Origin of the sequence: Pseudomonas saudimassiliensis (assembly GCF_000939975.1) — a bacterium.
GTDB classification, from domain to species: Bacteria; Pseudomonadota; Gammaproteobacteria; order Pseudomonadales; family Pseudomonadaceae; genus Halopseudomonas; species Halopseudomonas saudimassiliensis.
Genome location: NZ_LK391969.1, coordinates 2,947,018 through 2,972,522, shown reverse-complemented (window position 1 = coordinate 2,972,522; position 25,505 = coordinate 2,947,018). Strand labels below are relative to the sequence as shown.

The window sequence follows — 25,505 nt, the reverse complement described above, 5'->3', positions numbered from 1 at the left end:
CTCCGAAGCGGGCTGCAAGCGCCGCCCGGAGCCGCCTCGCTCAGGCCAGCGACTTGCTGACCACCTCGTACACATCTGGCGATAGTGCGTCGGTTGCCATGATCCGCGCCAGCTCCGCTTTCATCAGTTCCTGGCGAGCACCATCGAACTTGCGCCAGCGGGTCAAGGGCGTCAGCATCCGCGAGGCGATCTGCGGGTTGAGCTTGTTCAACTCGATGATCCGATCGGCAACAAACCGGTAGCCGGCACCGTCGGCGCGGTGGAAGTTGGCCAGGTTCTGGTTGGCAAAGGCACCGATCAATGCCCGCACCTTGTTCGGGTTGCGGATGTTGAAGGCGGGATGCTCCATCAGCTTCTGCACCCGCTCCAGCCCACCGGGCAGCGGGCTGGCCGCCTGGATGCTGAACCACTGGTCCATGACCAGCGGATAGGCGCTCCAGCGCTGGGCGAACTCCTCCAGGGCAGCCTGCTTCTGCTGCTCATGGGACGAGTTGACCAAGGCCACCAGCGCCGCCTGGCGATCGGTCATGTTACCCGCCTCGACAAACTGCTGGACGCAGGCCGACAGGGCTGCGGACGACTCGGTCAGCATCAGGTAGCCCAGCAGCGTGTTGCGCAGGCTGCGCCGGGCCATGGACGCTGCATCGGCACTGTAGGCGCCACGGGGCTCGGCCAGTTGACGGAAGCGCGCCCACATCGGTTCGGCCAGGGCGGTGGCCAACTCTTGGCGCACCCAGTCACGCACATGGTGGATGGCGTCGACATCGGCGACCTCGGCCAGCTCGACCAGGTAGGCCTCCGATGGCAACCGCAGGATCTCGGCCACCATCGCCGGGTCCAGTGTCAGGTCTTCCAGTACCGTGCGCTGCACCTCCAGCAGACGCTGGTCGAGCAGCAGCGGCCGGCCGGCCTGGTGGATCTCGATCAGGCCCTGGAGCACGTCCACGGCCAGGGACTGGGCCGCTTCCCAGCGGTTGAAACCGTCCGGATCGTGCTTGGCGAGAAACACCCGGTCATCCCGGGAATAAGGGTAGACCAGCTTCACCGGGGCGGAAAAACCGCGCAACAGCGACGGCATCGGCGCCTCGCTGATGTCCTCGAACACAAACAGCTGTTCGGCCTCGGTCACCGCCAGCACGGTCTCGGTGCCGCGGCCCTGCTGCTCGCCCGCCAGCTGCAGCGGCATTTCCCGGCCTTCGCCATCCAGCAACGCCAGGCGCAGGGGAATCACGAAGGGCAGCTTTTCCGCCTGCCCGGGGGTGGCCGGGCAGCTCTGGCGGCACAGCAGCTGGAAGGTCGAGGTAGCCGCGTCATAGCGGCCATCGACCTGCAGCACCGGGGTGCCGGCCTGGCTGTACCAGCGCTTGAACTGGGTGAAATCCACGCCGTTGGCATCTTCCAGCGCAGCGATGAAGTCGTCGCAGGTAACCGCCTGGCCATCATGGCGCTCGAAGTACAGATCGGTCCCCTTGCGGAAGCCCTCGGGCCCCAGCAGGGTGTGCAGCATGCGCACCACTTCGGCACCCTTCTCGTAGATGGTCAGGGTGTAGAAGTTGGAGATCTCCATATAGGAGTCCGGCCGTACCGGGTGCGCCATGGGGCCCGCATCTTCGGCGAACTGGTTGGCCCGCAGGAAGGTGACATCCTCGATGCGCTTGACCGTGCGCGAGTTCATGTCGGCGCTGAACTCGGCATCACGAAATACCGTGAAGCCCTCCTTCAGCGACAGTTGGAACCAGTCGCGGCAGGTCACCCGGTTGCCGGACCAGTTATGGAAGTACTCGTGGGCGACCACCGCCTCCACCCGCTGGAAGGCCATATCGGTGGCGGTGTCCGGATGGGCCAGCACACAACTGGAGTTGAAGATGTTCAGCCCCTTGTTCTCCATGGCGCCCATGTTGAAATCGTTCACCGCCACGATCATGAAGATGTCCAGATCGTACTCGCGGCCGTAGACCTCCTCGTCCCAGCGCATGGAGCGCTTGAGGCTGTCCATGGCGTGCCCGCACTGCTCACGGTTCTCCGGCTCGACATAGATGCGCAGCTCGACATTGCGGCCGCTCATGGTGGTGAAGCTGTCATCGATGCGGTACAGGTCCCCGGCGACCAGGGCGAACAGGTAGGCCGGCTTGGGGAAGGGATCTTCCCAGGTCGCCCAGTGCCGGCCGCCCTCGTGCTCGCCACTGGCGATCAGGTTGCCGTTGGACAGCAGCACCGGATAGGCGCCCCGCTCCGCCATCACCGTGGTGGTGAAGCGGCTCATCACATCGGGGCGGTCCAGGTAGTAGGTGATCTTGCGAAAGCCCTCGGCCTCGCACTGGGTACAGAACATGCCGCCGGACTTGTACAGGCCCTCCAGGGCCGTATTGTTCTGGGGCTCGATGCGGGTGGTGATGGCCAGCTCGAACTCAGCGGCCAGCGGCTGCAGCGTCAGGCTATGCTCGTCCACCTGCCAATCGGCGCTGGCCAGGGCCTGCTCATCCAGCGCGACGCTCACCAGGGTCAGCTCCTGGCCATCCAGCACCAGCGGCGGCAACCCGCTCTCCCCTGCCTCGGCATTGCGCCGCATCGCCAGGCGGCTGTGCACCAGCGCGTGGTCCTCGAACAGCTCGAAGGTCAGGTGGGTCTCGTCGATCAGGTAATCGGGCTTCCGGTAATCCGTGAGGCGAATGGTCTGGGGTTGTTCTGTACGCATGGGGACTCCTCAGGAAGCACTGAAAGCCAGAGTGTAGGCGGTGTACTTGCGAATATTGATGACAGCGGTATCCAGCAACAGATATTGACCCTTGATGCCGAGCAAGGTGCCTTCCAGCACCGGCTCCTTGTCGAGGTTCGCCGATTGCGGCTTGGGGCTGTATTCCAGCACTGGGTAGCGGATGTCCTGCACCTGGGCAGCGGGCAGCGGCTGGATCGCCTGCAGGCCGAAGCGGGCTTGCAGCGCTTCGAGTCCTTCCCGGGCACCGGCCAGCAGCCGGTCACGCTCGGCCAGCAGATCGATCGGCTCAGGCTCGCCGCGCAGCAATGCGCGCCAGTTGGTCTTGTCCGCCACCTGGCTACGCAGCAGGTCTTCCACCAGCCCCGACTGCTGCCGGGTCGCTACCCGCAGGATCGGTAACGCCTGGCTGGCACCCTGGTCGATCCAGCGGGTGGGAATCTGGGTGGCACGGGTAATACCGACCTTCAGGCCCGAAGAGTTGGCCAGGTAAACGATATGGTCAGTCATGCAGAACTGCTCACCCCAGGCCGGCTCGCGGCAGGTATTGTGCTCGAAGTGGCAGCGCTCGGGGCTGACGATACAGACGTCGCAGCGCGCGAGCTTGGTCATGCAGGGGTAGCAGTAGCCCTGGCTGTAGCTTTTCTTGGTGCGCCTGCCGCAGTGCATGCAGTGGATTTCACCCAGTGCCTGGAGGCGTACCGTGCGCCCCAGCAGGGCGTTGAGCGGCACTTGCTGCTCGCCCAGGGGCAGACTGTAATCGACCACCGGCTCACCGAGGTTGCCCAGCAGCTTGCGGACGCTGCCTTCACCAATGACCAACGACATCAGTGCAGGGTGCCCTTGGCCGGTGCGAACAGCGATTCATCCAGATTGGTCGGGGCCTTTGCCTGGTTCTTGCAGGTCTGGCCGATATAGCCGGTGCGCTGCTCCTCCGGCAGGTTATCCGTCTCCCAGGCGATGATCGCCTGCAGGCAGAGTTCCTTCTGCTCCTGGGTCAGCTTGCGACCGTCGGACCACTTGCCCAGCTCGATGGCCTGCTTGAGGCTCTCATACACCTCGGGAGAGATATTGCGCAACATGTCGATAAAGGTATTCATGGGTTCTCCGCAGCATGATTCGGGATTAGCCGGCTATTGTACCCTGCGCTGCAGCCCCCCGGCGATTGCACCGCACAGGCAGCCGATGACCAGCCCGCCGACGTGGGCCGCGTTGGCGATAGCACCAAAGCCGAGCATGGTCACCAGCCCGGTCAGACAGAGCACTAGCCAGCCAAGCATCATGACCACCACGCCCCGGGGCAGATCAAAATGCACGTTCGGCGCCAGCAGCTGGTATAGCCAGCAATAGCCCAGCAACCCATAGAGCACGCCGGACAGCCCGCCAAACACACCCGGCCCGCCGAACAGCCACTGGGCGGTATTGGAGATCAGCGCAAACAGCAAGGTCAGCCCCAGCAGCCAAACACTGCCTGAACGCAGTTCGATACGCCGGCCCAGCTCCCAGTACCAGAGCGCATTGAAGGCCAGGTGCAACCAGCCAAAATGCAGCAGCATCGGCGCCACCAGACGCCACCACTGCTGCATATCCGGCGCCGCGGCGATGTAGCCGTTCGCCGTCACCGGGGTGAAGGTGAACAGGGCGATGGCCTGCACGTCGGTACCCAGCCGGGTAACCAGTGCCACCAGCGCCGTCACCAACAGCACCAGCATGGTCACCGGGATCAGGCGCAACATGCGCCGCCAGTCCAGCTGTGGCGTCGCCCGCCGCGGGCTTGGCCCGGCCAGCGGCTCGGGCACGCCCTGGGCGTACAGCTCGCGCACCACCTTGGCTGCGGTTTCATCCCGGGTCCACACCACCTGCTGCCCGCGCTCCTCGGTAATCCGGTGGGGCACTCCGTGGCTACGCAGGAACCGGGTCAGGTTGGTCAGGTCTTCATCCAGCCCGCATTGCAGCGCCCGGCATTTGCTCATCGTACATTCACCCAGACGAAGTGATCCCGCAGCAGCCGCGACTCACCGCTCCAGCGGTAGGCCGCCAGCTTGCCGAACTTGACCGCGCTGTAGTCGAGGCAGGCCAGGTTGCCCCGGATCGCCCGCGGCTCGCCCTCCTGCCAGTAATGCCCGACGAACAGGGGTGGTTCATCAGCACCGTAGACCAGCAGCTCGGACTTCTGCCGGTCGGTCAGCGGCCGGATCGCGATGTGTTCCGGTAGGCCATCGGGCTGGAAGACGATATCGCCGTAGGTTTCCGGGTCCTCTTCCCAGAACTTGGTGCGGAACATGGCCCGGGTGAAGCCATCGCGGCCGGTCATGGTCAGCCCGTGGGGCAAGGGCATGCCGGTACCGCGCAACAGGCGATCGAACACCTGGTCGGCGAACCCGTCCCGCTCCACCGAGGCCTGGACGAATTCGATATCCGGGCAACCATCCGGATACTGCGACTGGAAGGACTCGATCAGCCCCTCATCCCAGCAGGCATGCACCAGGCGAAAATCGCCCATGTCGAGATACAGCGGCAGGGTCCAGAACCAGTCGATGAAGTCATCCCATTCGGCCTGCCGGGAGGCGAACTGGTCCAGGGTGGCCTGGATCTGCCGGCGGTTGCGATCGGTGTGCTCGCGCACGTATTGGCGGCCGCTGCCGGCGGGGGCCGGGGTCACCCAGCCCAGGGCGTTGAATTCGTGGTTGCCCATGATGCAGCGGGCCGCGCCCGCCTCGACCATGTCCCGCACCATGTGCAGCGCCTCGCGGATGCGCGGTCCGCGGTCGATGATGTCGCCCAGGAACAGCGCCTGACGCTGCCGATGCCGCCACACGCCGCCGATGCGCGCATAACCCATCTGCTCCAGCAGGGCTTCCAGCGTGCGGGCACAGCCATGCACGTCGCCGATGATGTCGTACCCCTGCCACTGATCCGCCATAGTCATCGCTCCGTCAGGCGGCTGCTCCAGCCCAGTTTGCTACGGCAGATGGCGTAAAAGTTGTGGTCCAGCGGGTGGATCAGGCGCAGTTTCTGCGGCTTCTTGCGGATCACCAGGGTGTCCCCCGGCGCGCAGGCGATGTGTACCTGCCCATCGCAGCTGACCTGGGGATAGATACCATTCTGCTTGGAAATGCGCACCCGCAGCTCGCTGTTACCGTCCACCACGATCGGCCGGCTCGACAGGGTATGGGGGAACATCGGTACCAGCACCACGGCGTCGAGCTTGGGATGCATGATCGGCCCGCCGGCGGACAGGGAATAGGCGGTGGAACCGGTCGGCGTGGCGACAATCAGGCCATCGGACTTCTGGCTGTAGACGAACTGGCCATCCACATGCAGCTCGAATTCGATCATCCGGGCCGACTTGCCCGGATGCAGCACCACATCGTTGAGCGCCTCGCTGGTGCCGAGCTGCTCCTCGTCGCGGCGGACGAAGGCGTCCAGCAGGAAGCGCGACTCGACCAGGTACTTGCCGTCGAGCACTTCGCCGACCCGCTCTTCCAGCTCGTCAGGGGAAATGTCGGTCAGAAAGCCCAGACCGCCGCGGTTGACGCCGAGCACCGGCACGTCGAAGCGACACAGCGCCCGCGCCGCGCCCAGCAGGCTGCCGTCCCCGCCCACCACAATCACCAGATCGCATACCTCACCCATCATCTTGCGGGTACAGACCTGCTGCTGATGGCCGGGTAGCAGATCTGCCACGGCATCTTCCAGAATGACGGTATGGCCTCGGTCCAGCAGGAAGCGCTTGAGCCGTCGCACGGTATCCACGACCTGGCCACTGCCCAGACGCCCGATCAAGCCGATGTTGCGGAATTGCTCCATAACCACTCGCTAATGTTGGCTGAGAAAATCCGCGCAAGTGTTCAGGAGTTGACCCGCTGCCGCAGCGGCTCCTCGAAGCACGGAGAGTGCTTCAATTATCCGCAGCCTGTCGGGTTCTGGCAAATCAGCCGGTATCGGCCGCGGTGCGGTTCTGCAATCGGCTCAGTTCACGGCGCATCAGCGCGTTGAGCCGCTGCTGCTCGGCAAGCTCCTGCTTGATATCCAGCAACTCGCCCTGCCCCACCGCCAGCTGTTCGGCATGCTCCTCGCGCAGCGCCGCCAATTGCTGCCGGTGAATCTGTTCCTGGACGCTCAGGCGACTGTTCAGCTCCATGATCTGCCCCAGATACTCGGCGACCTCCCCGGCGTGGGCCGCTTTCAGTGCGTCCAGCTCGGCTGTCGGGTCCGCCACTGTGGCCGCAGCCTCGCCCACCGGCACCGGGTTGCCACCGTACCAGGCATCCTCGGCGGCCATCTGCAGCTTGTCGGATTCCAGCACCGCCCGCGCCTCCTCATCCTCACCGAGGATCCCCAAGGCGTTGCGGGTGACCGCCTGCTTGATCAGGCTCAGGTCCGCCTTGCCGCCGCGCTGGCCCGGCTTCCACATGCCGGGGAGATAGGCGCTGGCCGTGCAGAAGCCGAGGCAGGCCAGGCGAATCGGGCCGCCGCCCATGTCCGGCCCGCGCCCAGCCTTCTCCGCCAATTGGCGCAACGGCATGTTCCACAGCCGGTTGACGTAGCCATCCATGTCGAAATCGAGGGTAAAAAACACCGCAGCGCGCACATGCAGCCGGTGATTGATCTGCAGGAAGACTGCCTCGATGGTCTCATCGGCGCATTCAGGCGCGGCGACCAGGCCATCGAGCAGCGCTTCGAACTCAGGGAACAGCATTTCCCGCGAGATGCCCTGATCAGAAAAGAACATCACCGCCTCGGTCAATAGCGGTTGCTGTGTTCTGCCCGTCTCGCCTGCGCTCATCGGTCCGTCCCCTGGATTATTGTGATTCCGCCAACTTTGCCCTTTTTTTCGACCGATTGCATCAGCCCAGGCCTACCGGCGGGATCACGAATTACTACCCTGTGACGTATTTGGCAGTTACAGGGCAGCTGCCAGCCGCGAGCCCTGGTCTATGGCGCGCTTGGCATCAAGCTCGCTCGCCACGTCTGCCCCGCCGATCAGGTGCACCGGCTTGCCCATCGCCTCCAGTCCCGCCTGCAACTCCCGCAGCGGCTCCTGGCCGGCGCAGAGAATGATGGTATCGACCGGCAGCACGCTGACCTCGTCACCCCGGCGGATATGCAGGCCCTGGTCGTCGATCTGCAGATAGTCGACGCCATTGAGCATCCGCACCTGCTTGCTGGCCAGGCCGGCGCGGTGGATCCAGCCGGTGGTCTTGCCCAGCCCGGCGCCCACCTTGCTGGCCTTGCGCTGCAGCAGGTAGACCTCCCGTGCCGGCGGGTGCGGCTGCGGCTGGACCCCGGCAATGCCGCCGCGGGCCTGCAGCTGCGGATCGATACCCCACTCCTTCCAGAACAGACCGGTATCGGTACTGGCGCTCGCGCCGGCATGACAGATGAATTCGGATACATCGAAACCGATACCGCCGGCACCGATGACCGCAACCTTCTGCCCCACCGGCTTGCGCTGCAGGATGGCGTCGAGATAGCCGATCACCTTCGGATGCTCCACACCGGGGATCGCCGGCACCCGCGGCACGATGCCGGTGGCCAGGATCACCTCGTCGAACTCTGCCAGATCGCTGGCCGCGACCCGGGTATTGAGCTGCAGCCGCACGCCGGTGGCCTCGATGCGCTTGGCAAAATAGCGCAGGGTTTCGTAGAACTCTTCCTTGCCGGGGATCAGCTTGGCCACGTTGAACTGGCCGCCGATCTGCGCCGCCGCATCGAACAGGGTCACCTCGTGGCCCCGCTCGGCCGCCACGGTCGCCGCCGCCAGACCCGCCGGACCGGCACCGACCACGGCGATCCGCTTGCCGCTGGCCACTGGGATATAGTTCAGCTCGGTCTCATGACAGGCGCGCGGGTTGACCAGGCAACTGGTCAGCCGGCCGCTGAAGGTGTGGTCGAGACAGGCTTGGTTGCAGCCGATACAGGTATTGATCTCATCTGCCCGGCCAGCCGCGGCCTTGTTGATGAACTCCGGGTCGGCCAGGAACGGGCGGGCCATGGACACCATGTCCGCATCCCCTTCGGCCAGCACCTGCTCGGCCACCTCCGGCGTGTTGATGCGGTTGGTGGTGATCAACGGGATGCTGACCTCACCCTTGAGCCGCGCAGTCACCTTGGTGAAGGCGGCCCGGGGGACCTTGGTGGCGATGGTGGGAATACGCGCCTCGTGCCAACCGATACCGGTATTGATGATGGTCGCCCCGGCCTTCTCGATCTCCTTGGCCAGCAACACCACCTCGTCCCAGCTGCTGCCGTCTTCCACCAGGTCGAGCATCGACAGGCGATAGATGATGATGAACTCGGGGCCGACCGCGGCGCGCACCCGGCGGACGATTTCCAACGGCAAGCTCATCCGATTTTCATAACTGCCGCCCCAGCGGTCGGTGCGCTTGTTGACCCGCTCGACCAGGAACTGGTTGATGAAATAGCCCTCGGACCCCATGATCTCGACGCCGTCGTAGCCGGCCACCTGGGCGAGCGAGGCGCAATTGACGAAATCGCTGATCTGCTTCTCGATCCCCGCCTCGTCCAGCTCCCTGGGCGTGAACGGGTTGATCGGTGACTGCACCGGGCTGGCCGATACCTGCTCCGGAGTAAAGGCGTAGCGGCCCGCATGGAGAATCTGCAGGCAGATCTTGCCACCCGCCTCGTGCACCGCCTGAGTCACCACCTGGTGCTGCTGGGCCTCCTCAGGCGTACTCAGCTTGGCGGCGCCCTTGCCCACGCTGCCCTCGGTATTGGGCCCGAAGCCCCCGGTCACGATCAGCCCCACCCCACCACGGGCACGCTCGGCGAAGAACGCGGCCATGCGCTCGAAGCCCTGCGGGCGCTCTTCCAGCCCGGTATGCATCGAGCCCATCAGCACACGGTTGCGCAGGGTGGTGAAGCCAAGGTCCAGGGGGGCCAGCAGGTGGGGGTAAAGGGTTGCGGTGGTCATGCTCATGCTCCAGGGATCATCATCAGGTCGTCGGCTCATGGGGCGACGTTGGTATGGAGCTGACAATAGGCGGGTCTCCCACCCCACTCAATCACCCTAAATGACATTTTCATAACCCTGGGTTACATTCTGCTTCCCTTGGCCCCGGCTCCATGACGATGAAACTTGGTGATCTCTCGGTAGGATTTCTCTACAGCCTGCAGGCGACCCTGCGCAGCCTCGGCCATGACCCGGACCCGTTGCTGCAGCGCTACCGCATCACCCCCGCGCTGCTGAACCAGGCCGGCGCACGCATCAGCATCCCGCGCTTCATGCGCCTGGGCCATGCCGCCATCCAGCTCAGCGGCCGGGCCGACTTCGGCCTGCTCATGGGCCTGCATAGCCAGCCGGCCCACCTCGGGTTGCCGGGCATCACCGCCCAGTGCGCGCCCAGCCTGGGGCAGGCCTTCGACGTCCTGGTGCGCTTCGAGCGGCTGATCAGCCAGAACTACCGGGGCCATTCCAGCTTTCTCCCCCCGGCGACCCGCTTCTATTCGATCAGCCCCTATAACGCCTTCAACCTGTTCGTGGTGGACTCGGCCCTGGCCTCCCGCCTGCAACTGGCCCGGCAACTGACCGTCGGCGCAGCAAGGGTGAGAGAGGTCCACATCGAGTTCCCCGCGCCGGATTACGCCGACCGGTACGAAGCGCTGTTCGGCTGTCCGGTATTGTTCGAGCAGGAGCACAATCAACTACTGTGGGAGCCGGCCAGCCTGGAACTGCCACCGGTGCAGCAGGCGGCGACCACCCACGCCCAGCTGCTGGAGTTATGCCACGGGCAACTGCAGGAACTGACCCGCCACCGCCGGCTGCGGGAACGGGTGGAAGAAATAGTCTCGCCGCAGCTGCATAGCCGCCTGCCGACCCTGGATGAGGTAGCCCGCCAACTCGGCCTGCCCGGCTGGACCCTGCGCAGGCGGCTGAAGATCGAAGACGGCACGCGGTTTCAGGACATTATTGATGACATCAGGCGGGATCTGGCGCTGAGCTATATCCGCGATACGGAAACAGCCTTAGGGGAGGTGTCGTTCCTGCTGGGGTTCTCGTCCCCCGCAGCCTTTCAGCGCGCCTTCAAACGCTGGACCGGCGTGGCGCCAGGGCAGTTTCGGCGGCAAGGTCGGGAGGGGCATCGAGTACCATGAGTGGACCGCTGCTCCCTCCGTCAGCAGACAGCTACATCTCCTGCGCGTCTTCTACCTCGTGATCCCAATCCTGGGCACGCTGCTCCAGCAATTCTTCTTCGTAGTCGTTCATCTTGTTTTCCTCCGTTTCCCTTAAGCAGGGGTGACGTGCATAAAATCACCCTATGCCCCCTGCATTACAATCAGATGAAGGCCCCGGGAAAAAGTTCAGGCTAGCGTGCCGGCCATCTGCATGCGAGCCCTCGGCAGTGCGGTTTCCACCCGCTTGGCAGAGCTTTGATAACCAGCTAACCAAGAGGTAAAAAGCCGATTGACCTTGCCATGGTGTCAGGGTTGAAACTGCATCTGACCCAACATTTCAGGAGCAAAGCACCATGAGTTCCATCCAGTTGAACGTGCAGGACATGACCTGCGAAAAATGCGTCACCCACGTTACCGAGGCCCTCTCCGCCGTTGCTGGCGTGTCTGACGTCAAGGTCAACCTGGAAAAAGGTAAAGTCAGCGTCACCGGCAATGCCGACAGCAAGGCACTGGTTGCCGCCCTGGACGCGGCAGGCTACCCCGCCGCACCGGCGCCGGCCCACGATGGCCACACCACCTGCTGCGGCGGTTGCAGCTGATTTTGGGCCTGACGAGGAAACCTGGTATGCGCAAGAGTGTACGCTTCATCGCCCTGGCCGCCCTGCTGGCGGGCGGCATGGCCCAGGCGGCGGACAGCCTGGTGATCGACGTCCATCGCGACGCCAACTGTGGGTGCTGCAAGGACTGGATCAAGCATCTGGAAAGCAACGGCTTTACCGTCAATGATCACGTCGAAGCCAACATGGCCGAGCTGAAACAGGAGGTCGGCGTGCCCCCGCGCCTGGGTTCCTGCCACACCGCGTTGATCAACGGCCAGTTCGTTGAAGGCCACGTACCCGCCGCCCAGGTAATGGAGCTCAAGGAGCGCCCCGACCTGCTGGGTATCGCCGTACCGGGCATGCCGGTGGGCTCGCCGGGCATGGAATACGGTGACCGCCAGGATCCCTACCAGGTGGTCGGCCTGACCAAAGCCGGTGAGCTGGAAGTGGTTGCAGAGTATCCCGGTAACTGAGCTAGGCCCCTGGCGGCTGAGTCGCCAGGGGAACGATGCTTATGCCGCAGCAATAAGGCTCCGTAGGGAGTCTGTCTTTTCCGCGTGAACAACTCGGCCCAGTCCCTTCCAATACTCCGTTGTTATCATCAGACTCGACGATAGCGAGTCACTTGGTTAAGAGGCTCTGCGGCTGGCTGATAGCTATTTGTGGCACACCGTCACGCATCTGTACCGTGCCTATAACGCAAACCTGACGATTCACGAGATTGCTCGTCAACGCATCACCGAAATTGCTTCTGTCGTCTCCCCAGACCACTACCGCCAAGCGATTTTTCTGCGGGTACTTTGTGCCCAGATTAATCCAGGTTGGCGAGCCATTCACGTTTGGCATGTAACGATATTCTGCTACCGGCCCTACTACGGCGACCTCCTGATCAGCAAAATCTCGTGCGTTGCGCCAATCGATCGGCGCAGCGCACGACTGGCCAGCCTGGACCGCAGATACCGTTGAAGCAGACGAAGCTGCGATCTGCTGAGGCCGGGCAGCAACAGGCGCAGACTGAGCTGCTAACACCGCAGTTTGGGGCGGGGCAACCGAGACATTGGCGGTAACCGGCACGCTGTTATTTCTCCCACCTAATACATAAGCCCCCGCCGCTATTAGAAAACCGATAATCAGCGTAAATGCCCAAACGGTTGTTTTCATGGTCGAATTCTCACCACCCAATATCTGTGATTGTTTTTCCAGCTTGTTTTTTTCATGTTTCAGCTCGCGGTTTTCTTCCTCAAGCCGAGTTACCAGTTGTTCCATTTCCCGTCTGTCACGCTCAGTCAGGGGCTGAGCGCTTTGCGCTATCAGCAACTGGTTTTTCAATAGATTGATCTGTCGAGTGAGACGGCCCACCTGGTCTGCGGTACCCGCCTTGCGCTGGGCCGCTTCCAGCTCCCTACTCATTTGGGCAATGGCTGATTCAAGGCTACTCTGGTGCTGGCTTTTGCTGCGCTGATCCCTGAGCAGGAGTTCAATGTAGCGTTTACAGCGACCAGGGTGATTACATACATCGCGGTTGGCAAAGCGCAGTACATGCCAGCCAGCTGAAGTCAGCGCAGCCTGACGACGCTGCCAATCGACAAACTCCTCATGAGTCATGCCACTTCCGCGGTTTTTCTTGTCGTAACCATCAACCTCGATGGCGATACGAATGGAGCCTTCCTGGATGACGAAGTCGCAATAGCGGGTCTTGTTGTCCAGATCCCTGAACTGATACTGGGTTGCAACCGTACTCAGATCCAGCCCATCCACCCCCACCAGCACACGCTCTGCGAACATTTGCTCATAAGGGCTATCAAACCTCTCTTTGTTTAATGCAATCCAATGCCGTATATCCATTACGCTTTACTTCCCGCTAAGGCTGCCGTTTCCCCATCAGATAGATACTACTCTGCCACCACCTCAAAGCCACGCTTCACACAACGTCTCCGCCTGCGCCAGGACCAATTGCGCTGCTTCTTCCTGCTGATCCGGCGGGTACTTGTACTTGCGCAGTATGCGCTTGACCATCAAGCGCAGTCTGGCGCGAACGCTTTCGCGGTTGTTCCAGTCGACGGTGACGTTCTGCCGCAGGCTGGACGTCAACTCGTGGGCAATCTTCGCCAGAATCTCATCACCCAGCTCGCGCACTGACGCCTCGTTATTGGCCAGAGCATCATAAAAGGCCAGCTCATCGTCGTTCAGGCCCAACAGATCGCCGCGCTTGCTGGCTGCAGCGAATTTCTTCGCCATTTCGATGAGTTCTTCGATGACCTGAGCGGTTTCGATGGAGCGGTTCTGATAGCGTTTGATCACACTGTCCAGAAGCTCGGAAAACTTCTTCTCCTGAGCCAGGTTGCTGGAAAACCGGCTCTTGATCTCCCCTTCCAGCAGCCGCTCCAACAGTTCTACCGCCAGGTTCTTCTCCGGCAGGTTGCGCACCTCGGCGAGAAACTCATCATCCAGCAGGCCGATATTGGGCTTATCCAGTCCGACCGCCTCGAAAACATCCACCACCTCACCGGACACCACAGCATTACCTATGATCTGGCGGATAGCGAGCTCACGTTCTTCATCGGTCTTCTTCCGCGCGCTGATCTCACGCTTGGTCAATAACACCTTGATGGCCTGCATGAAAGCCACCTCCTCGCGCACGGCCCTGGCTTCATCCAGGGTGCAGCACAGGGTAAAGGCCTTGCTCATCGCCAGGGCGTTGTCAGCGAAGCGCTTCTTGCCATCGTCCAGCCCCAATACATGGTTCGCCGCTCCAGCCAGCAGCTTGTGCCCACCCGCCAGGTAGTCGCCGTAATCAAAGCCGTGTAACAGACTCCGCAGCACATCCAGCTTTTCCTCCAGCACGGCGTAGGCCTCATGGGCATCAACCGTCGGCCGCCCTCTGCCCTTGCTGGCGGTGTATTCCTTCAGCGCCGCCTTCAATTCGTTGGCGATGCCGATGTAATCCACCACCAGACCACCCTGCTTGTCCTTGAACACCCGGTTCACCCGGGCGATGGCCTGCATCAGGTTGTGGCCTTTCATGGGTTTGTCTACGTACATGGTATGTACTGAAGGCGCATCAAAGCCGGTAAGCCACATATCCCGCACAATCACCAGCCGCAACGGGTCATGGGGATCCTTGAAGCGCTTCTCCAGGCGTTTCTTGACCTGGCTCGGGTAGATATGCGGTTGCAGCAGCGCCTTGTCCGACGCGCTGCCGGTCATGACGACCTTGATCGCCCCCTTGTCAGCATCATCGTCGTGCCACGCCGGACGCAGCGCCACAATCTCGTTGTACAGGTGCACACAGATTTCGCGACTCATCGCGACAATCATCGCCTTGCCAGGCTGGGCGTGATTGCGCTCCTCAAAATGCGCGACCAGATCCGCCGCCACGCTTCTGATCCGCGGCTCGGCACCGACGACCTTCTCCAGTGCCGCCCAGCGCGATTTGAGTCGCGACTGCTGGTCTTCCTCTTCATCCTCGGCCAGCTCGTCGACCTCGTCATCCAGCTGTTCCAGACCGACGTCCTTCAGCGACAGCTTGGCCAGCCGAGATTCGTAGTAGATGGCAACCGTCGCGCCATCTTCCTTGGCCTGCTGCATGTCATAGACGTGGATATAGTCGCCGAATACGGCGCGGGTATCGCGATCCTCACTGGATACCGGGGTGCCGGTAAAAGCCACGAAAGTGGCGTTAGGCAGAGCATCGCGCAGATGCTGGGCATAGCCGACCTGATAACGTGCGCTGGGCTCAGCTGCCTGCAGGCCCGGCGCTTTCAAGGTGGCGCTGAAACCATACTGGGTGCGGTGCGCCTCATCAGCCACCACCACGATATTGGAGCGTGTGGACAGGATCGGGAAGCTGTCTTCATCCTCCCCCGGCATGAACTTCTGGATGGTCGCGAAAACGATGCCACCGCTGGGCCGGTTGCCGAGTTTCTCGCGCAGATCACCGCGCGTTACAGCCTGTACCGGCTGCTCGCGCAACAGATCCTGGGATAGTGAAAACACCCCGAACAACTGGCCGTCCAGATCGTTGCGGTCGGTGATCACCACAATGGTCGGGTTCTCCATCGCCGCTTCCTGCATCACCCGCGCTGCAAAGCAGGTCATGGTGATGCTCTTGCCCGAGCCCTGGGTATGCCAGACCACCCCGCCCTTCTGCGAGCCACCGGGGCGCGAGGCATGCACCACCTGTTCAATCGCAGCCCGCACCGCATGAAACTGGTGATAACCAGCGATTTTCTTCACCAGCCTGCCGTCGTCCTCGAACAGCACGAAGTAACGCAGGTAATCCAGCAGCATCGTCGGCTGCAGCACACCCCGTATCAGCGTCTCCAGCTCATTGAACTCACCCAGCGGATCGACCGTAACCCCATCGATGGTGCGCCAGCGCGAGAAGCGCTCAATGTCCGCCGACAACGAACCCATCCGCGCCTCGCTGCCATCGGTGATGATCAGGATCTCGTTGTAGTTGAATACATCGGGGATCACATCCTTGTAGGTCTGGAGCTGGTTGAAAGCCTTGCCCAGATCCGCATTCAGATCAGCCGGGTTCTTCAGCTCGAGCAGTACCAGCGGCAAACCGTTGACGAACAGGATGATATCCGGCCGGCAGGTACGCTTCGGCCCCTGGATACTGAACTGATTGACCGCCAGCCACTCATTGGCGCCTTGATCGACCCAGTCAATCAAGCGCACGAAATCACCGCGGGTTTCACCATCCTTCTGGTATTCCACCGGCACGCCGCCGACCAACAGTCGATGGAACAGGCGATTGGCAGACAACTGCACAGGCAAGCCCAGATCCAGCACCTGCCTGACTGCGTCCTCCCGGGCCGCAGCTGGAATCTGCGGATTCAGCCTGGCCACCGCCGAGCGCAAGCGCATGCTCAGCAGCACATCGCGGTAACTCTCACGCTCCGGATCGGCCCCATCATGGGCGATATCCGGGCCATAGAGGTGCCTGTATCCCAGCTCACCCAGCCAGCCGAGGGTTTCCTGTTCCAGTTGGTCTTCAGTCATTCTTATCGGCCTTATCTGGCAATTGCTGCTGCATATGCTTGATCGCTTACTTGTACGGTTACTTGATCGGTGTGCTTACCGGCCAACGGAATATCGGCAACATCTGCATCCAACAGTCGATCACTGTCTAGGTCAAAAGGTAAAGCCCACAGGCTCATCCCCTGCCCGTAATCAAACGTGGGCAGCGCCTTTGTCAGGCCTGACCAATAGGGATAAATCAGCACCAGCTTCGGCGTACCCCTGTTGATGCGGTATTTATGACCATAGGCAAACAGCTGATAGAAGTCGCTCTGGCTGAGGTCGTAATTCTTCTCGGGTTTTCCTGTGTCCACCCGCTTCCACTTGGTATCAAGAATCCAGCGCTGCTCAGCAGTATCGATCAGCAGATCCGGCTTCAGGCAGAACATCCGCCCCTGGCCATGCTCACACAAGTAAGCGCGGCTGGCCTGGCTGGTTAACCGCGCAGCAGGTGCTAACTGCTTACGCAACCAGCCTTCCACATAGCACTCGAACAGCCTTTCCATGGGGAACAGCATACTCATGCCGCGCCACTCGCCAGTCACTGCAATGGGCATCTGTTGATTGAGGATCAACTCACACCAGGGTTTGACCGCCTGGTAATGCGCCATTAACCGATCGCGGCTCCATGCCCGCAAGTCCTGACTCACCTGCCGGCTGGCTGGCAACTCCGCGAGCATCGCCCGCAACTCGTTGGCCAGACGCCAGTTGGCGGCATCCTGAGTGGCTTTGGCTACGTGCTCCAGCGCCAGCTTGAGCAAGCGGTTTTCGGGGCGGTCCGGCAGAAACACATCGTGGCGGATCTGAAAGTGATGCTGCCGCCCCGGTGGCTGACGCATCTGCGCCACCACGTTGAGCTGGCCGCGCAGGAACCGCTTTTCCTCCTCGATACGCTGATAGTCGAAGCGCACCCCACGTTTCACCAGCAGATCCAGCTCCGTCAGAAACTGCCCCATCACCCACTCACTGAGCGGGGCGTCAAACAATTCGAGGCTTGCCACCGACGCCTCGCGTGGTTTGAGTTGCAAGCCGTGCTGAATTAGCTTGCGCAGCAAACGCCGGCTTTTCAGCACGCAATCATCCTGCTCATGGTGCTTGGGCAGAATCTCCAGACGCGTACCGCAGGGTGTTTCCAGCACACCCACGTAGGAGTCCCACCTTAACGAACGGCGTCCTTCCAGCTGCAGCAGCGTGGCACCGTTGCGATTGAAGCTGGCGCTCAGCTCACATAACCACTCGAAGGCACTTTCGGTAATTTGCGCGCAATCAAGGTTGCCGGGCGCGACAGCGGCCGTTGTCAGGCGAGCATACTCACGAACGCTAACGAGTGCGCTCAAGCACCCGTCTCCTCAAGCACGGCGGGAATGTCGTCTGAGGAAGGCACCCCGAGAACCCCCCTATACGCAGAAATCCGTTTGAACGCCGCATCATTGATCCGCCATACCCCTCCCTGCGCAGGCACGCTGATATCACCGAACAATCCCGCCAGATCCTGGGTATCCTGTTGCACGAAGCGATCAATCACTGGCTTACGGTGATCATTGAGAACCCACTGAATGCGCTGCCAGTCGTCAAAGAAATATTCCTGCAACAGCGGCAAAATCTCGTTGCGCAAGATACCCTCCAGACGCGCCAGCGAGGCGTCCTCTTTCAACGGCATGAAGTAGGCGTGCCCCAGACAATGCTCTCGGTCAAATAGCACCTCAATGCGCTGATTCATCACCCGCAACAGCTGGCCGATGTTGAGCCCCTGCACCTCCACGCTATCCAGCAACTCTGGCTTTGGCGGCATTTCACGGAATACGAAGCGCCGGCGCAGGGCAATATCCAGCCCTGCCAGCGAACGGTCGGCGGTGTTCATGGTGCCAATGAGATAGACATTGTCTGGCACACTGAACCGCTCCTTGGAATACGGCAGCACCACCGACAACGCTTCATCAGCACCCGCCCGCTTGGACCGCTCGATCAGAGTGATCAGCTCGCCGAAGATGCGGGAAATATTACCGCGGTTGATTTCATCGATGATCAGCACGCGCGAATCAGGCGCAGTACTGACTTCAGTTCCAGCGGCCAACAGCGCTTGCAGCTTGTCCTTGTTCAAGGTTGGGCTGCGCAGCTCATACAAGGTCATCTGACTGAACTGGGCATTGAGCAATTCAGTATGGGGCAACGACGGTTGATATTGGCGCAACCACTTGACCGGTCGCAGTTGAGCGTAACCATCTTCAAATTCAGCGTGGGGCTTGAACTGGTAATCACCCATCACCTCGCCAATGGCGCGAAACTTGAAGTTGCCATCGGACACTACAATCAGATCGCCCACCCTCATCTTCGCGACGAAGGCCGTCACGCTGGTAATGCCGTAATCCGTAGCAGGGTTCTCCGGCACCACGCCAGCATCAGCAAAGCGCGCCTGTACCTGCTGGCGATTGGTGCAACCGGCGAAATCGACGCTTCCACCATAACCCAACAAAACATAACCACCGGCCACACATTCCTGGTAAATGCTGGCATCCTCGCCCAGAGTATTACCCAGCGACATTTTCCAGACGCGGCGCTGGTCCAGCTCGTTCGGCGCGGCGGCCTGCTGTGTAACCTTGACTGCTGCAGCATCGCACAACGACTTGAAAACCCCATCCACCACTTCATAACGCAGCTGCCCGCTGGCGTCGTCAGTGGTCGCGCGTAGCCCTTCGACAAAGTCCTCGTAACTGAAGCTCTGGTGAAAGGTCACAAAGCGAATGCGGTCTTGTTGTACCAACTCATCGAAGCGCTGCTTCAACTCGCTGCGGTGACGCAACGGCTCGCGGAGATAATCGGGATCGAGTACTTCAAGCGCCGCCTCGACAGTGGCATACGTCTTACCTGTGCCGGGCGGGCCAAACAGAATCTGGTTAAGCGGCACGAGAGAACTGTCCATGCTCGGACTCTCCTTGAGTGGTTTTACCGTATGCGCCTTCATCGCCAGCCGCTCCAGACCGGCAGCAAACGTCAGCACGTCCCGCTCGCCACGTTGACTTAACAAACGCTCCTGTAACGCCAGAGGGCTACCTGATGCATCAGCACCCGCAACCCACTTCAACCGCTTGACTGTGTAGAACGGCAGAACCTGTGGGCGGGCCTCGTCCTGATAAAGAAACATCAACTTCCAGACCAACGCGCCCGGTGCAGTCTTGCGCCCAACTATCGAACTCAACTCGCCACTGCGCACAGCCTCTACAGCTATCAACAATTCCTGCTTGAGGTGCTCAAAAGCTTCTTGCGCGCTATTGCCCAGAATGGTGTACCAGATATACCGCTCATCGGCCTGCATCCCTGCCCCCGGCTCGCCAATGGCATTGCGGCCACGCGGGCGCACACCAGCACTCAAAATACCCTCCTTGAAGTGCCCCAGCTTGGCCGTATGGTCACGAAGCCAGCTATAAAAACTATCATCGCCTTCGGCGCCGTAGTATTGGTCCAGCGTCAAAGCCCGCAGCTGGTCCACGGGCCAGCGCGCCAGAAAAGCCTGCCACTGCTGGCGGCCCTCCACCGGGTCAATACTGGGGTCTTCTTCGGCTTGCCACAGTCGCTGATATTCCAGCCACTGCCTGAGCCCGCTGTGCACATTACCGCTGTTGCTGGTGCCGACCTCTGCATGTTCACCCTTCGGGCCATACTGTCGGTAGAGTCGCTCCAGTTCATGAAGATCTTCAATCTGGAACACATCACGCCCGCAATGCTTCGAGACAATATTCACCCCGGTAAAGTAGTTGCTGGCGGTGTTTTTGGATTTGCCCGTGGCAATCATCCAGTCCTTGAATAATTGGCTGATGGTGTCGCTCACAGAGCCTTCTCCAATATGGTTTCGGCTTCCGGCAAGCGCAGCTTGCCGGAGATCAGGCGGGGTAAGAGAGTGTCGCGGAGCTGGGTTAGGGTTTGGGCTTGTTCATGACTTTCAGTAAGCCGCACAAATAGTGTTTTAGCAATCTCATGGAATGCCATAAGGATCTGAATAGGTGGTAGCACCGTACTCAATCCAGCTACTACCTCTGGCCGTACAGCCGGATAGGCACCCCCATCGGCGATGTGAGTTAAGTGATCAATACTGGCGTCTAAAGTTGCCGCCAAGTAGACAAACTCTGTGTTCTCGGTGCATTTCGGACGTAAAACTGCGAAACCGGTACTGCCTGTCAGATTCTCAGCCGCGTTCGCAATAAAAGCGAATGACCTATTACCAGGACGAACGGTGCCAACTATCGTGTCACCATCACGCAAAACCCGACGCGCCCGGCTTGGGGCATCATCAAACGGGTAGTCTGTAATCTCTGCGATCACATTTTCCTTAGCATTTGCCAAATCAATATATGCCACTGTTTCAGGCCGACGCTTGGCCGACCAGGACTCAGGGTTAAGATCAGCAAGGTCGCCCAATACTCCGAAGCCCCACCCTTTCGGCACCAAGGCCAGTTCGGACTCTTCGAAGCTATCGGGAAACAGGGCAGCAGTGGCAGCGTCCATGCCTTCAGGCTGGCGGCCTTCGGCCTTGGCGCGCACGGGGTCGAAATCAACGAACCAGGATTTGAACAGTGCCTGGGCGATGGCTTCCAGGGTGGCGTTGGTTTCGCGTAGCAGGGTGATGCGGTCGTCGAGAGCGCCAAGCAAAGAGACTATCGCCCACTGAGTTTTAAGTGGAGGAAGAAAAAACTTTGCCTTCCTCAACTCCCCAAGGCTGAAATTCGCCTGTACAGACTGGACAGTCTTACTTTGTGCGTTCCGCGTGAAAGATGGATTACTAAATACATATCGCAGAAACTTCGGAATTATTATATCCGTAACCGGCCGAACTATCGCGACTGCCTGATTCGTATTCGCAGGCAAGTACCTAGAACCCACAATCCCTGTGCGACCGATCGTGCCCGCAATAGTAAACAAAACGTCATTCTCTCGAAGTTGCGAGCGAGATAATATCGAATGGGCTTGTTCAGAAATATATGCGAACTTGTCATCAATGAATCTGCCTTCATCAGTCAATGTCTCGACTTTAACGAACCTCACCCCTGCATCTTTAAAAGAGTGGCCAACAGTCGTCGGCGTTGTACCTTTTGTAATAACTAATGACACTTCACCGACAGTTATCTCCTTCCACTCAGAACTCATACCCCAGCCCCCCCAGCTTCTGCCGGATCAACTGATCGAGTTCCGCGCCTTTCTGCATCTGCTCGCCCAGTTTTTCGGCGAGCTTCTGCATCTTCTCGGCAAAAACTTCGTCGTCATCTTCCACCGCTTCGGCACCAACATAACGGCCCGGTGTAAGTACATGGCCGTGCTCTGCGATTTCCGCGAATTTGACGCTGCGGCAGAAGCCGGGGATGTCCTGGTATTCGGCGATCTCGCCACCGACATCCAGCGGCTCGCCGCGCCAGCTGGCGACGGTCTGGGCAATGCGTTCGATATCGGCGTCGGTCAGTTCGATCTGCACTCGGCTGACGTTGGTGCCGAGTTTACGCGCGTCGATAAACAGCACTTCGCCGGGGCGGGCGGTTTTCTGTTTGGTGAGGAACCACAGGCAGGCGGGAATCTGGGTGTTGAAGAACAGCTGGCCGGGCAGTGCGACCATCACCTCCACCACGTCGGCCTCGACCATGGCTTTACGAATCTCGCCTTCGCTGTTCTGACTGGAACTCATGGAGCCGTTAGCCAGCACGATGCCGGCGCGGCCGTTGGGTTTCAGGTGGTAAAGCATGTGTTGCAGCCAGGCATAGTTGGCGTTGCCTTGTGGCGGCGTGCCATATACCCAGCGCGGGTCGCCTTCCAGGCTGCCGTGCCACCAGTCGCTGATATTGAACGGCGGGTTGGCCAGTACAAAGTCAGCACGCAGGTCTGCGTGCTGGTTGCGTATAAAGGTATCCGCCGGCTCCTTGCCGAGGTTGAAGTCGATGCCGCGAATGGCCAGGTTCATCGCCGCCAGGCGCCAGGTGGTGGGGTTGGATTCCTGGCCGTAGATGGACACGTCGCCCAGCTTGCCGCCGTGGGCTTCGATGAATTTCTCTGATTGCACAAACATGCCGCCGCTGCCGCAGCATGGGTCATATACCTTGCCGTGGTGCGGGTTGAGCACCGCTACCAGGGTTTTGACGATGCTGGCCGGCGTGTAAAACTGGCCGCCCTTCTTGCCTTCGGCGCTGGCGAACTGGCCAAGAAAGTATTCATAGACCTGGCCAAGCAGGTCGCGGGCTTTACTGGTGTCATCGCCAAAGCCGATGGTGGAGATAAGGTCTACCAGTTCGCCCAGCTTGCCGTCCGGCAATTGAGCGCGGGCGTAGCGCTTGTCGAGGATGTTCTTCAAGCGTGGGTTTTCTGCCTCGATGGCGGCCAGGGCGTCGTCGATGCGCTTGCCGATATCCACCTGCTTGGCGGCGGCGCGGATCGACTCCCAACGCGCTACCTCCGGCACCCAAAACACGTTCACTTCGCGGTAATAGTCGCGGTCTTCCAGCTCGGCATTGAGCACTTCCGGATCATCGTCGCCCAGATAGTAGTCGTCGCTCTCATCCAGCAACTTGCCTTTCAGCTCGGTGCGACGGCCGGCGAAGCTGTCGGAAATGTATTTGAGGAAGATCAGCCCGAGCACAATGTGCTTATACTCGGCGGCGTCCATATTGGCGCGCAACTTGTCGGCGGTGGCCCAGAGGGTCTTCTGCATGTCCTCGATGCTGGTGGCCGGTTGAGTCTTGCTGGGCTTGGCCTTGACGGCGCGGACGGCCTCGGCCAGATAACCTGCCGACACCTCCTTGACCAGCGCGGCAGCGGCCGGCGCAGCGGGTGTAAGATGCATCGCAGTATTCTGGGCACGCAGCACCGAACCACCGCGCCCGCGCCCCTTGACCAGCACACCCTGCTCGACCAAGGCATCGCGCGCTGCCCACAGCTGTTCGCCCGTCACTTCAGGAAAGCGCGCTCTCAAACGCTCAAACAAGGTCTGATTACCAATACTGCTGCCATCAACCGGCACCTCGGCCAGCACAGCACTGCCGAGTTCAGCCAAATCAGTCATCCAACACTCCTCACGCGCACAAAGAATGGCTGTGCGCAACCGCATTCGGGGATGGCAGCCGCTGGATGAGAGGGACGTGGGGTGACTGGCAGAGCAGATCTGCCGATATCTTGAAGCGCCGTCCCTGGGATGCCGCGAACTGCCATTACATGATGTTGTTCACATTATCCATTGGCCGCCGGGGAGTAAAGCTCGGCACGCGCCTGTCAGGGTGACATCCGCGCGGTCAGACGCCGGAACTCTTCCTTCATATGCTCGCTCTGGAATTGACGTACGTCAGGCATCTGCAGGGAGATGAGCTGTTCGAAGGTATTGGCACCCTCGCGAATCATGCCCACCACTGCCGAGCTGAGAGACACCGTGTTGTAGGTGTTGCTGGCAACCCGGATTTCCTTCTCGGTTACTTGCAGCGCCTTGCCCACCTTGTCCTTTTGGTCATTCAGAAGCTTCTCGTAAAGTTTGACGACCCGAATGGTCATTTCGTTGGCTTCGATATTGCTTCTCATCATCTCGCGATTGGCCCCAGCAGCCATCAGGGCTTGGGCCTCTTTCAGGTTGTCATTGGCAGTGACGCGGAATTCCGCCAGCTTGGGCAGATAGTTGCCATTCACCTCGGTCAGAAACTGCTTCTGCATGGTTCCGGTGAGACGGTGCAGGACTACCACCATGCCGTAGTATCGCTTGGCGTGCTCCAGATCTTCCCCGGACTCTTGGGTGAGTACGCTGAGCTGTACGGTCAGATCCTTGATGGCACTGAAAACCACCGCCATGCTCATGATGTCGTTCCCGGTGACGGATGACATCATGGTGTCGAGCTGTTCGCTCGTGAGATTCACATCAATGGCGGCCAGCGCAGCAGTCATTTCATCCAGGGTGCGTGTCTTCTCTTCTTCGTAGCTCTCGATATTGCTCGCGGTCGCCTCAATCAACAGATCGTAGTCTGCCCGCGTAGAAGCCACCCATTGCTTCAAGGTCTCACCGGGCATGATATTGATGCTCAAGCTGCGCCCATCGCTGGGTGCCAGCACCCGTTCCCGTCGCAACTGGGTAAGACGCCGCTTCTCGGTTGCAATCCGGTCTTCCAAGCGTTGATACTGGCTTCTCAACTGGTTGATGCCATCGGATTCAAGGAGTCCGATGGCCTCCTGAATGAGCTCGTCGAGGTCGCTTTCTGCCGACTTCTGGTCGCGGCCCAGGAGCCTGGACTTCTCCAGTGTAGGGATCTCGTCTTGCACAGCGAGGGCCTTTTGAAGCTGGCCAAGCACCTTGCGCGTATCAAAGGAAAGCACCCTCTCACGAGACCACTCCTCGGCATAAGCGGACATGCTGATCAAGGTGGAGATCAGCAATAAACCAACTAGAAACTTGTTCTTCATATTCACAACACTGTTAGCCAAAAAAATACTGGCCCGATGATGCGACAGTTTGGCGTCCAGGGGAAGGGTTATCGGGCTGGCTTAAAACCCATCTTCAGAAACGAAAAAACCCTCGCATCTTTCGATGCAAGGGTTTTGGATATGGCGCAGTGGACGGGACTCGAACCCGCGACCCCCGGCGTGACAGGCCGGTATTCTAACCAACTGAACTACCACTGCGCATCTACCTGATAACAGCGTTGTTACCGAAGCAGGCGCGCATTTTAATCGTTTGCACACCCAAGTCAAGCCATAAGCTGCTCACAATTTCAAACGCAGCTGACCGCTGCAATTGCCTTCCCGCCAACTCTTGGCCATCCTCTCTGTACGAACCCATCGCCATGGAGCACTCCCTATGTCCCCTTTCGGCTGGATTTTCCTGTTGATCATCATTGCCACTGTCATCGGCGGGCTCTATATGCTGCGCAAGACCGCCAACAAGATGCCCATTGGCGACGAGCAGATGAAGCGCATCAAGGAGCGGCAGGCGGAACTGGAGGCCGAGGATCGGCGGCGAGAGCGGTGAGCGATCGCCGGAAAGGCCCGAGACGCAGATAAGACAGCAGATAAGCCCC

At 60.5% G+C, this 25,505-nt stretch carries 19 protein-coding genes and 1 tRNA gene; 4 read left to right on the top strand and 16 right to left on the bottom strand.

The genetic code is table 11. The features are described from left to right. Positions 1–40: 40 nt before the first annotated feature. The 8 genes from pepN to VG99_RS13650 all read right to left on the bottom strand — a co-directional run bounded on the left by pepN (position 41) and on the right by VG99_RS13650 (position 9,650). A complete protein-coding gene (gene pepN / locus VG99_RS13685) occupies positions 41–2,695 on the bottom strand; it encodes an aminopeptidase N (RefSeq protein ID WP_044500846.1) in 2,655 nt (884 codons plus the stop codon). Between the two features lie 9 nt (positions 2,696–2,704). After that, positions 2,705–3,541, bottom strand: a complete 837-nt coding sequence (locus VG99_RS13680; RefSeq protein ID WP_044500844.1) for a DUF2797 domain-containing protein — start codon at positions 3,539–3,541, stop codon at positions 2,705–2,707. Further along, positions 3,541–3,813, bottom strand: coding sequence for a YeaC family protein (locus VG99_RS13675; protein ID WP_044500843.1), 273 nt, complete (start codon positions 3,811–3,813; stop codon positions 3,541–3,543). Before VG99_RS13675 ends, VG99_RS13680 begins: the two co-directional genes overlap by 1 nt. A 33-nt stretch (positions 3,814–3,846) precedes the next feature. Beyond that, positions 3,847–4,686: a rhomboid family intramembrane serine protease gene (locus VG99_RS13670; protein WP_044500841.1), complete on the bottom strand. Its 840-nt coding sequence runs from the start codon at positions 4,684–4,686 to the stop codon at positions 3,847–3,849. After that, the gene (locus VG99_RS13665; RefSeq protein ID WP_044500839.1) at positions 4,683–5,636 is read right to left on the bottom strand and encodes a metallophosphoesterase; all 954 of its coding nucleotides are present in this window, start codon (positions 5,634–5,636) and stop codon (positions 4,683–4,685) included. Before VG99_RS13665 ends, VG99_RS13670 begins: the two co-directional genes overlap by 4 nt. A gap of 2 nt (positions 5,637–5,638) precedes the next feature. Further along, on the bottom strand, positions 5,639–6,523 hold the full coding sequence (locus VG99_RS13660) for an NAD(+) kinase (protein WP_044500836.1): 885 nt from the start codon (positions 6,521–6,523) through the stop codon (positions 5,639–5,641). Between the two features lie 124 nt (positions 6,524–6,647). Next, complete coding sequence (locus tag VG99_RS13655) at positions 6,648–7,502, bottom strand: hypothetical protein (RefSeq protein WP_158023935.1); 855 nt, start codon at positions 7,500–7,502, stop codon at positions 6,648–6,650. Between the two features lie 117 nt (positions 7,503–7,619). Beyond that, positions 7,620–9,650 carry an NADPH-dependent 2,4-dienoyl-CoA reductase gene (locus VG99_RS13650; RefSeq protein ID WP_044500834.1) on the bottom strand — a complete coding sequence of 677 codons (2,031 nt, stop codon included), beginning with the start codon at positions 9,648–9,650 and terminating at the stop codon, positions 7,620–7,622. Between the two features lie 158 nt (positions 9,651–9,808). On the opposite strand from VG99_RS13650, the gene VG99_RS13645 reads away from it, so the two are divergent. The 3 genes from VG99_RS13645 to VG99_RS13635 all read left to right on the top strand — a co-directional run bounded on the left by VG99_RS13645 (position 9,809) and on the right by VG99_RS13635 (position 11,924). After that, entirely contained in the window at positions 9,809–10,831 is a 1,023-nt protein-coding gene (locus tag VG99_RS13645; RefSeq protein WP_044500832.1) for an AraC family transcriptional regulator, read from the top strand. 374 nt (positions 10,832–11,205) lie between these two features. After that, positions 11,206–11,451, top strand: a complete 246-nt coding sequence (locus VG99_RS13640; RefSeq protein WP_044500829.1) for a heavy-metal-associated domain-containing protein — start codon at positions 11,206–11,208, stop codon at positions 11,449–11,451. Between the two features lie 26 nt (positions 11,452–11,477). Further along, positions 11,478–11,924 (top strand): DUF411 domain-containing protein, encoded by a 447-nt coding sequence (locus tag VG99_RS13635; RefSeq protein WP_044500827.1) that lies wholly within the window; start codon positions 11,478–11,480, stop codon positions 11,922–11,924. A gap of 148 nt (positions 11,925–12,072) precedes the next feature. Here VG99_RS13635 and VG99_RS13630 read toward each other — a convergent pair whose 3' ends face one another. The 8 genes from VG99_RS13630 to VG99_RS13595 form a co-directional block, all read right to left on the bottom strand. After that, positions 12,073–13,296, bottom strand: a complete 1,224-nt coding sequence (locus VG99_RS13630; protein ID WP_044500825.1) for a DUF559 domain-containing protein — start codon at positions 13,294–13,296, stop codon at positions 12,073–12,075. Positions 13,297–13,359: 63 nt separating this feature from the next. Continuing rightward, positions 13,360–16,461 (bottom strand): type I restriction endonuclease subunit R, encoded by a 3,102-nt coding sequence (locus tag VG99_RS13625; RefSeq protein WP_044500823.1) that lies wholly within the window; start codon positions 16,459–16,461, stop codon positions 13,360–13,362. 11 nt (positions 16,462–16,472) lie between these two features. After that, on the bottom strand, positions 16,473–17,816 hold the full coding sequence (locus tag VG99_RS13620; protein ID WP_082050054.1) for an McrC family protein: 1,344 nt from the start codon (positions 17,814–17,816) through the stop codon (positions 16,473–16,475). Next, positions 17,813–19,621 carry an AAA family ATPase gene (locus VG99_RS15560; protein WP_420848304.1) on the bottom strand — a complete coding sequence of 603 codons (1,809 nt, stop codon included), beginning with the start codon at positions 19,619–19,621 and terminating at the stop codon, positions 17,813–17,815. The genes VG99_RS13620 and VG99_RS15560 overlap by 4 nt, the downstream gene beginning before the upstream one ends. 680 nt (positions 19,622–20,301) lie before the next feature. After that, positions 20,302–21,618 carry a restriction endonuclease subunit S gene (locus VG99_RS13610; RefSeq protein ID WP_044500821.1) on the bottom strand — a complete coding sequence of 439 codons (1,317 nt, stop codon included), beginning with the start codon at positions 21,616–21,618 and terminating at the stop codon, positions 20,302–20,304. Beyond that, positions 21,608–23,515 carry a class I SAM-dependent DNA methyltransferase gene (locus VG99_RS13605; RefSeq protein ID WP_044500818.1) on the bottom strand — a complete coding sequence of 636 codons (1,908 nt, stop codon included), beginning with the start codon at positions 23,513–23,515 and terminating at the stop codon, positions 21,608–21,610. Before VG99_RS13605 ends, VG99_RS13610 begins: the two co-directional genes overlap by 11 nt. 206 nt (positions 23,516–23,721) lie before the next feature. After that, positions 23,722–24,891, bottom strand: a complete 1,170-nt coding sequence (locus VG99_RS13600) for a hypothetical protein (RefSeq protein WP_158023934.1) — start codon at positions 24,889–24,891, stop codon at positions 23,722–23,724. 142 nt (positions 24,892–25,033) lie between these two features. Next, positions 25,034–25,110: transfer RNA gene (locus VG99_RS13595), tRNA-Asp, on the bottom strand. A 175-nt stretch (positions 25,111–25,285) separates the two neighbouring features. On the opposite strand from VG99_RS13595, the gene VG99_RS15815 reads away from it, so the two are divergent. Then, positions 25,286–25,456 carry a DUF2897 family protein gene (locus tag VG99_RS15815; protein WP_076939762.1) on the top strand — a complete coding sequence of 57 codons (171 nt, stop codon included), beginning with the start codon at positions 25,286–25,288 and terminating at the stop codon, positions 25,454–25,456. Positions 25,457–25,505: the final 49 nt, after the last annotated feature.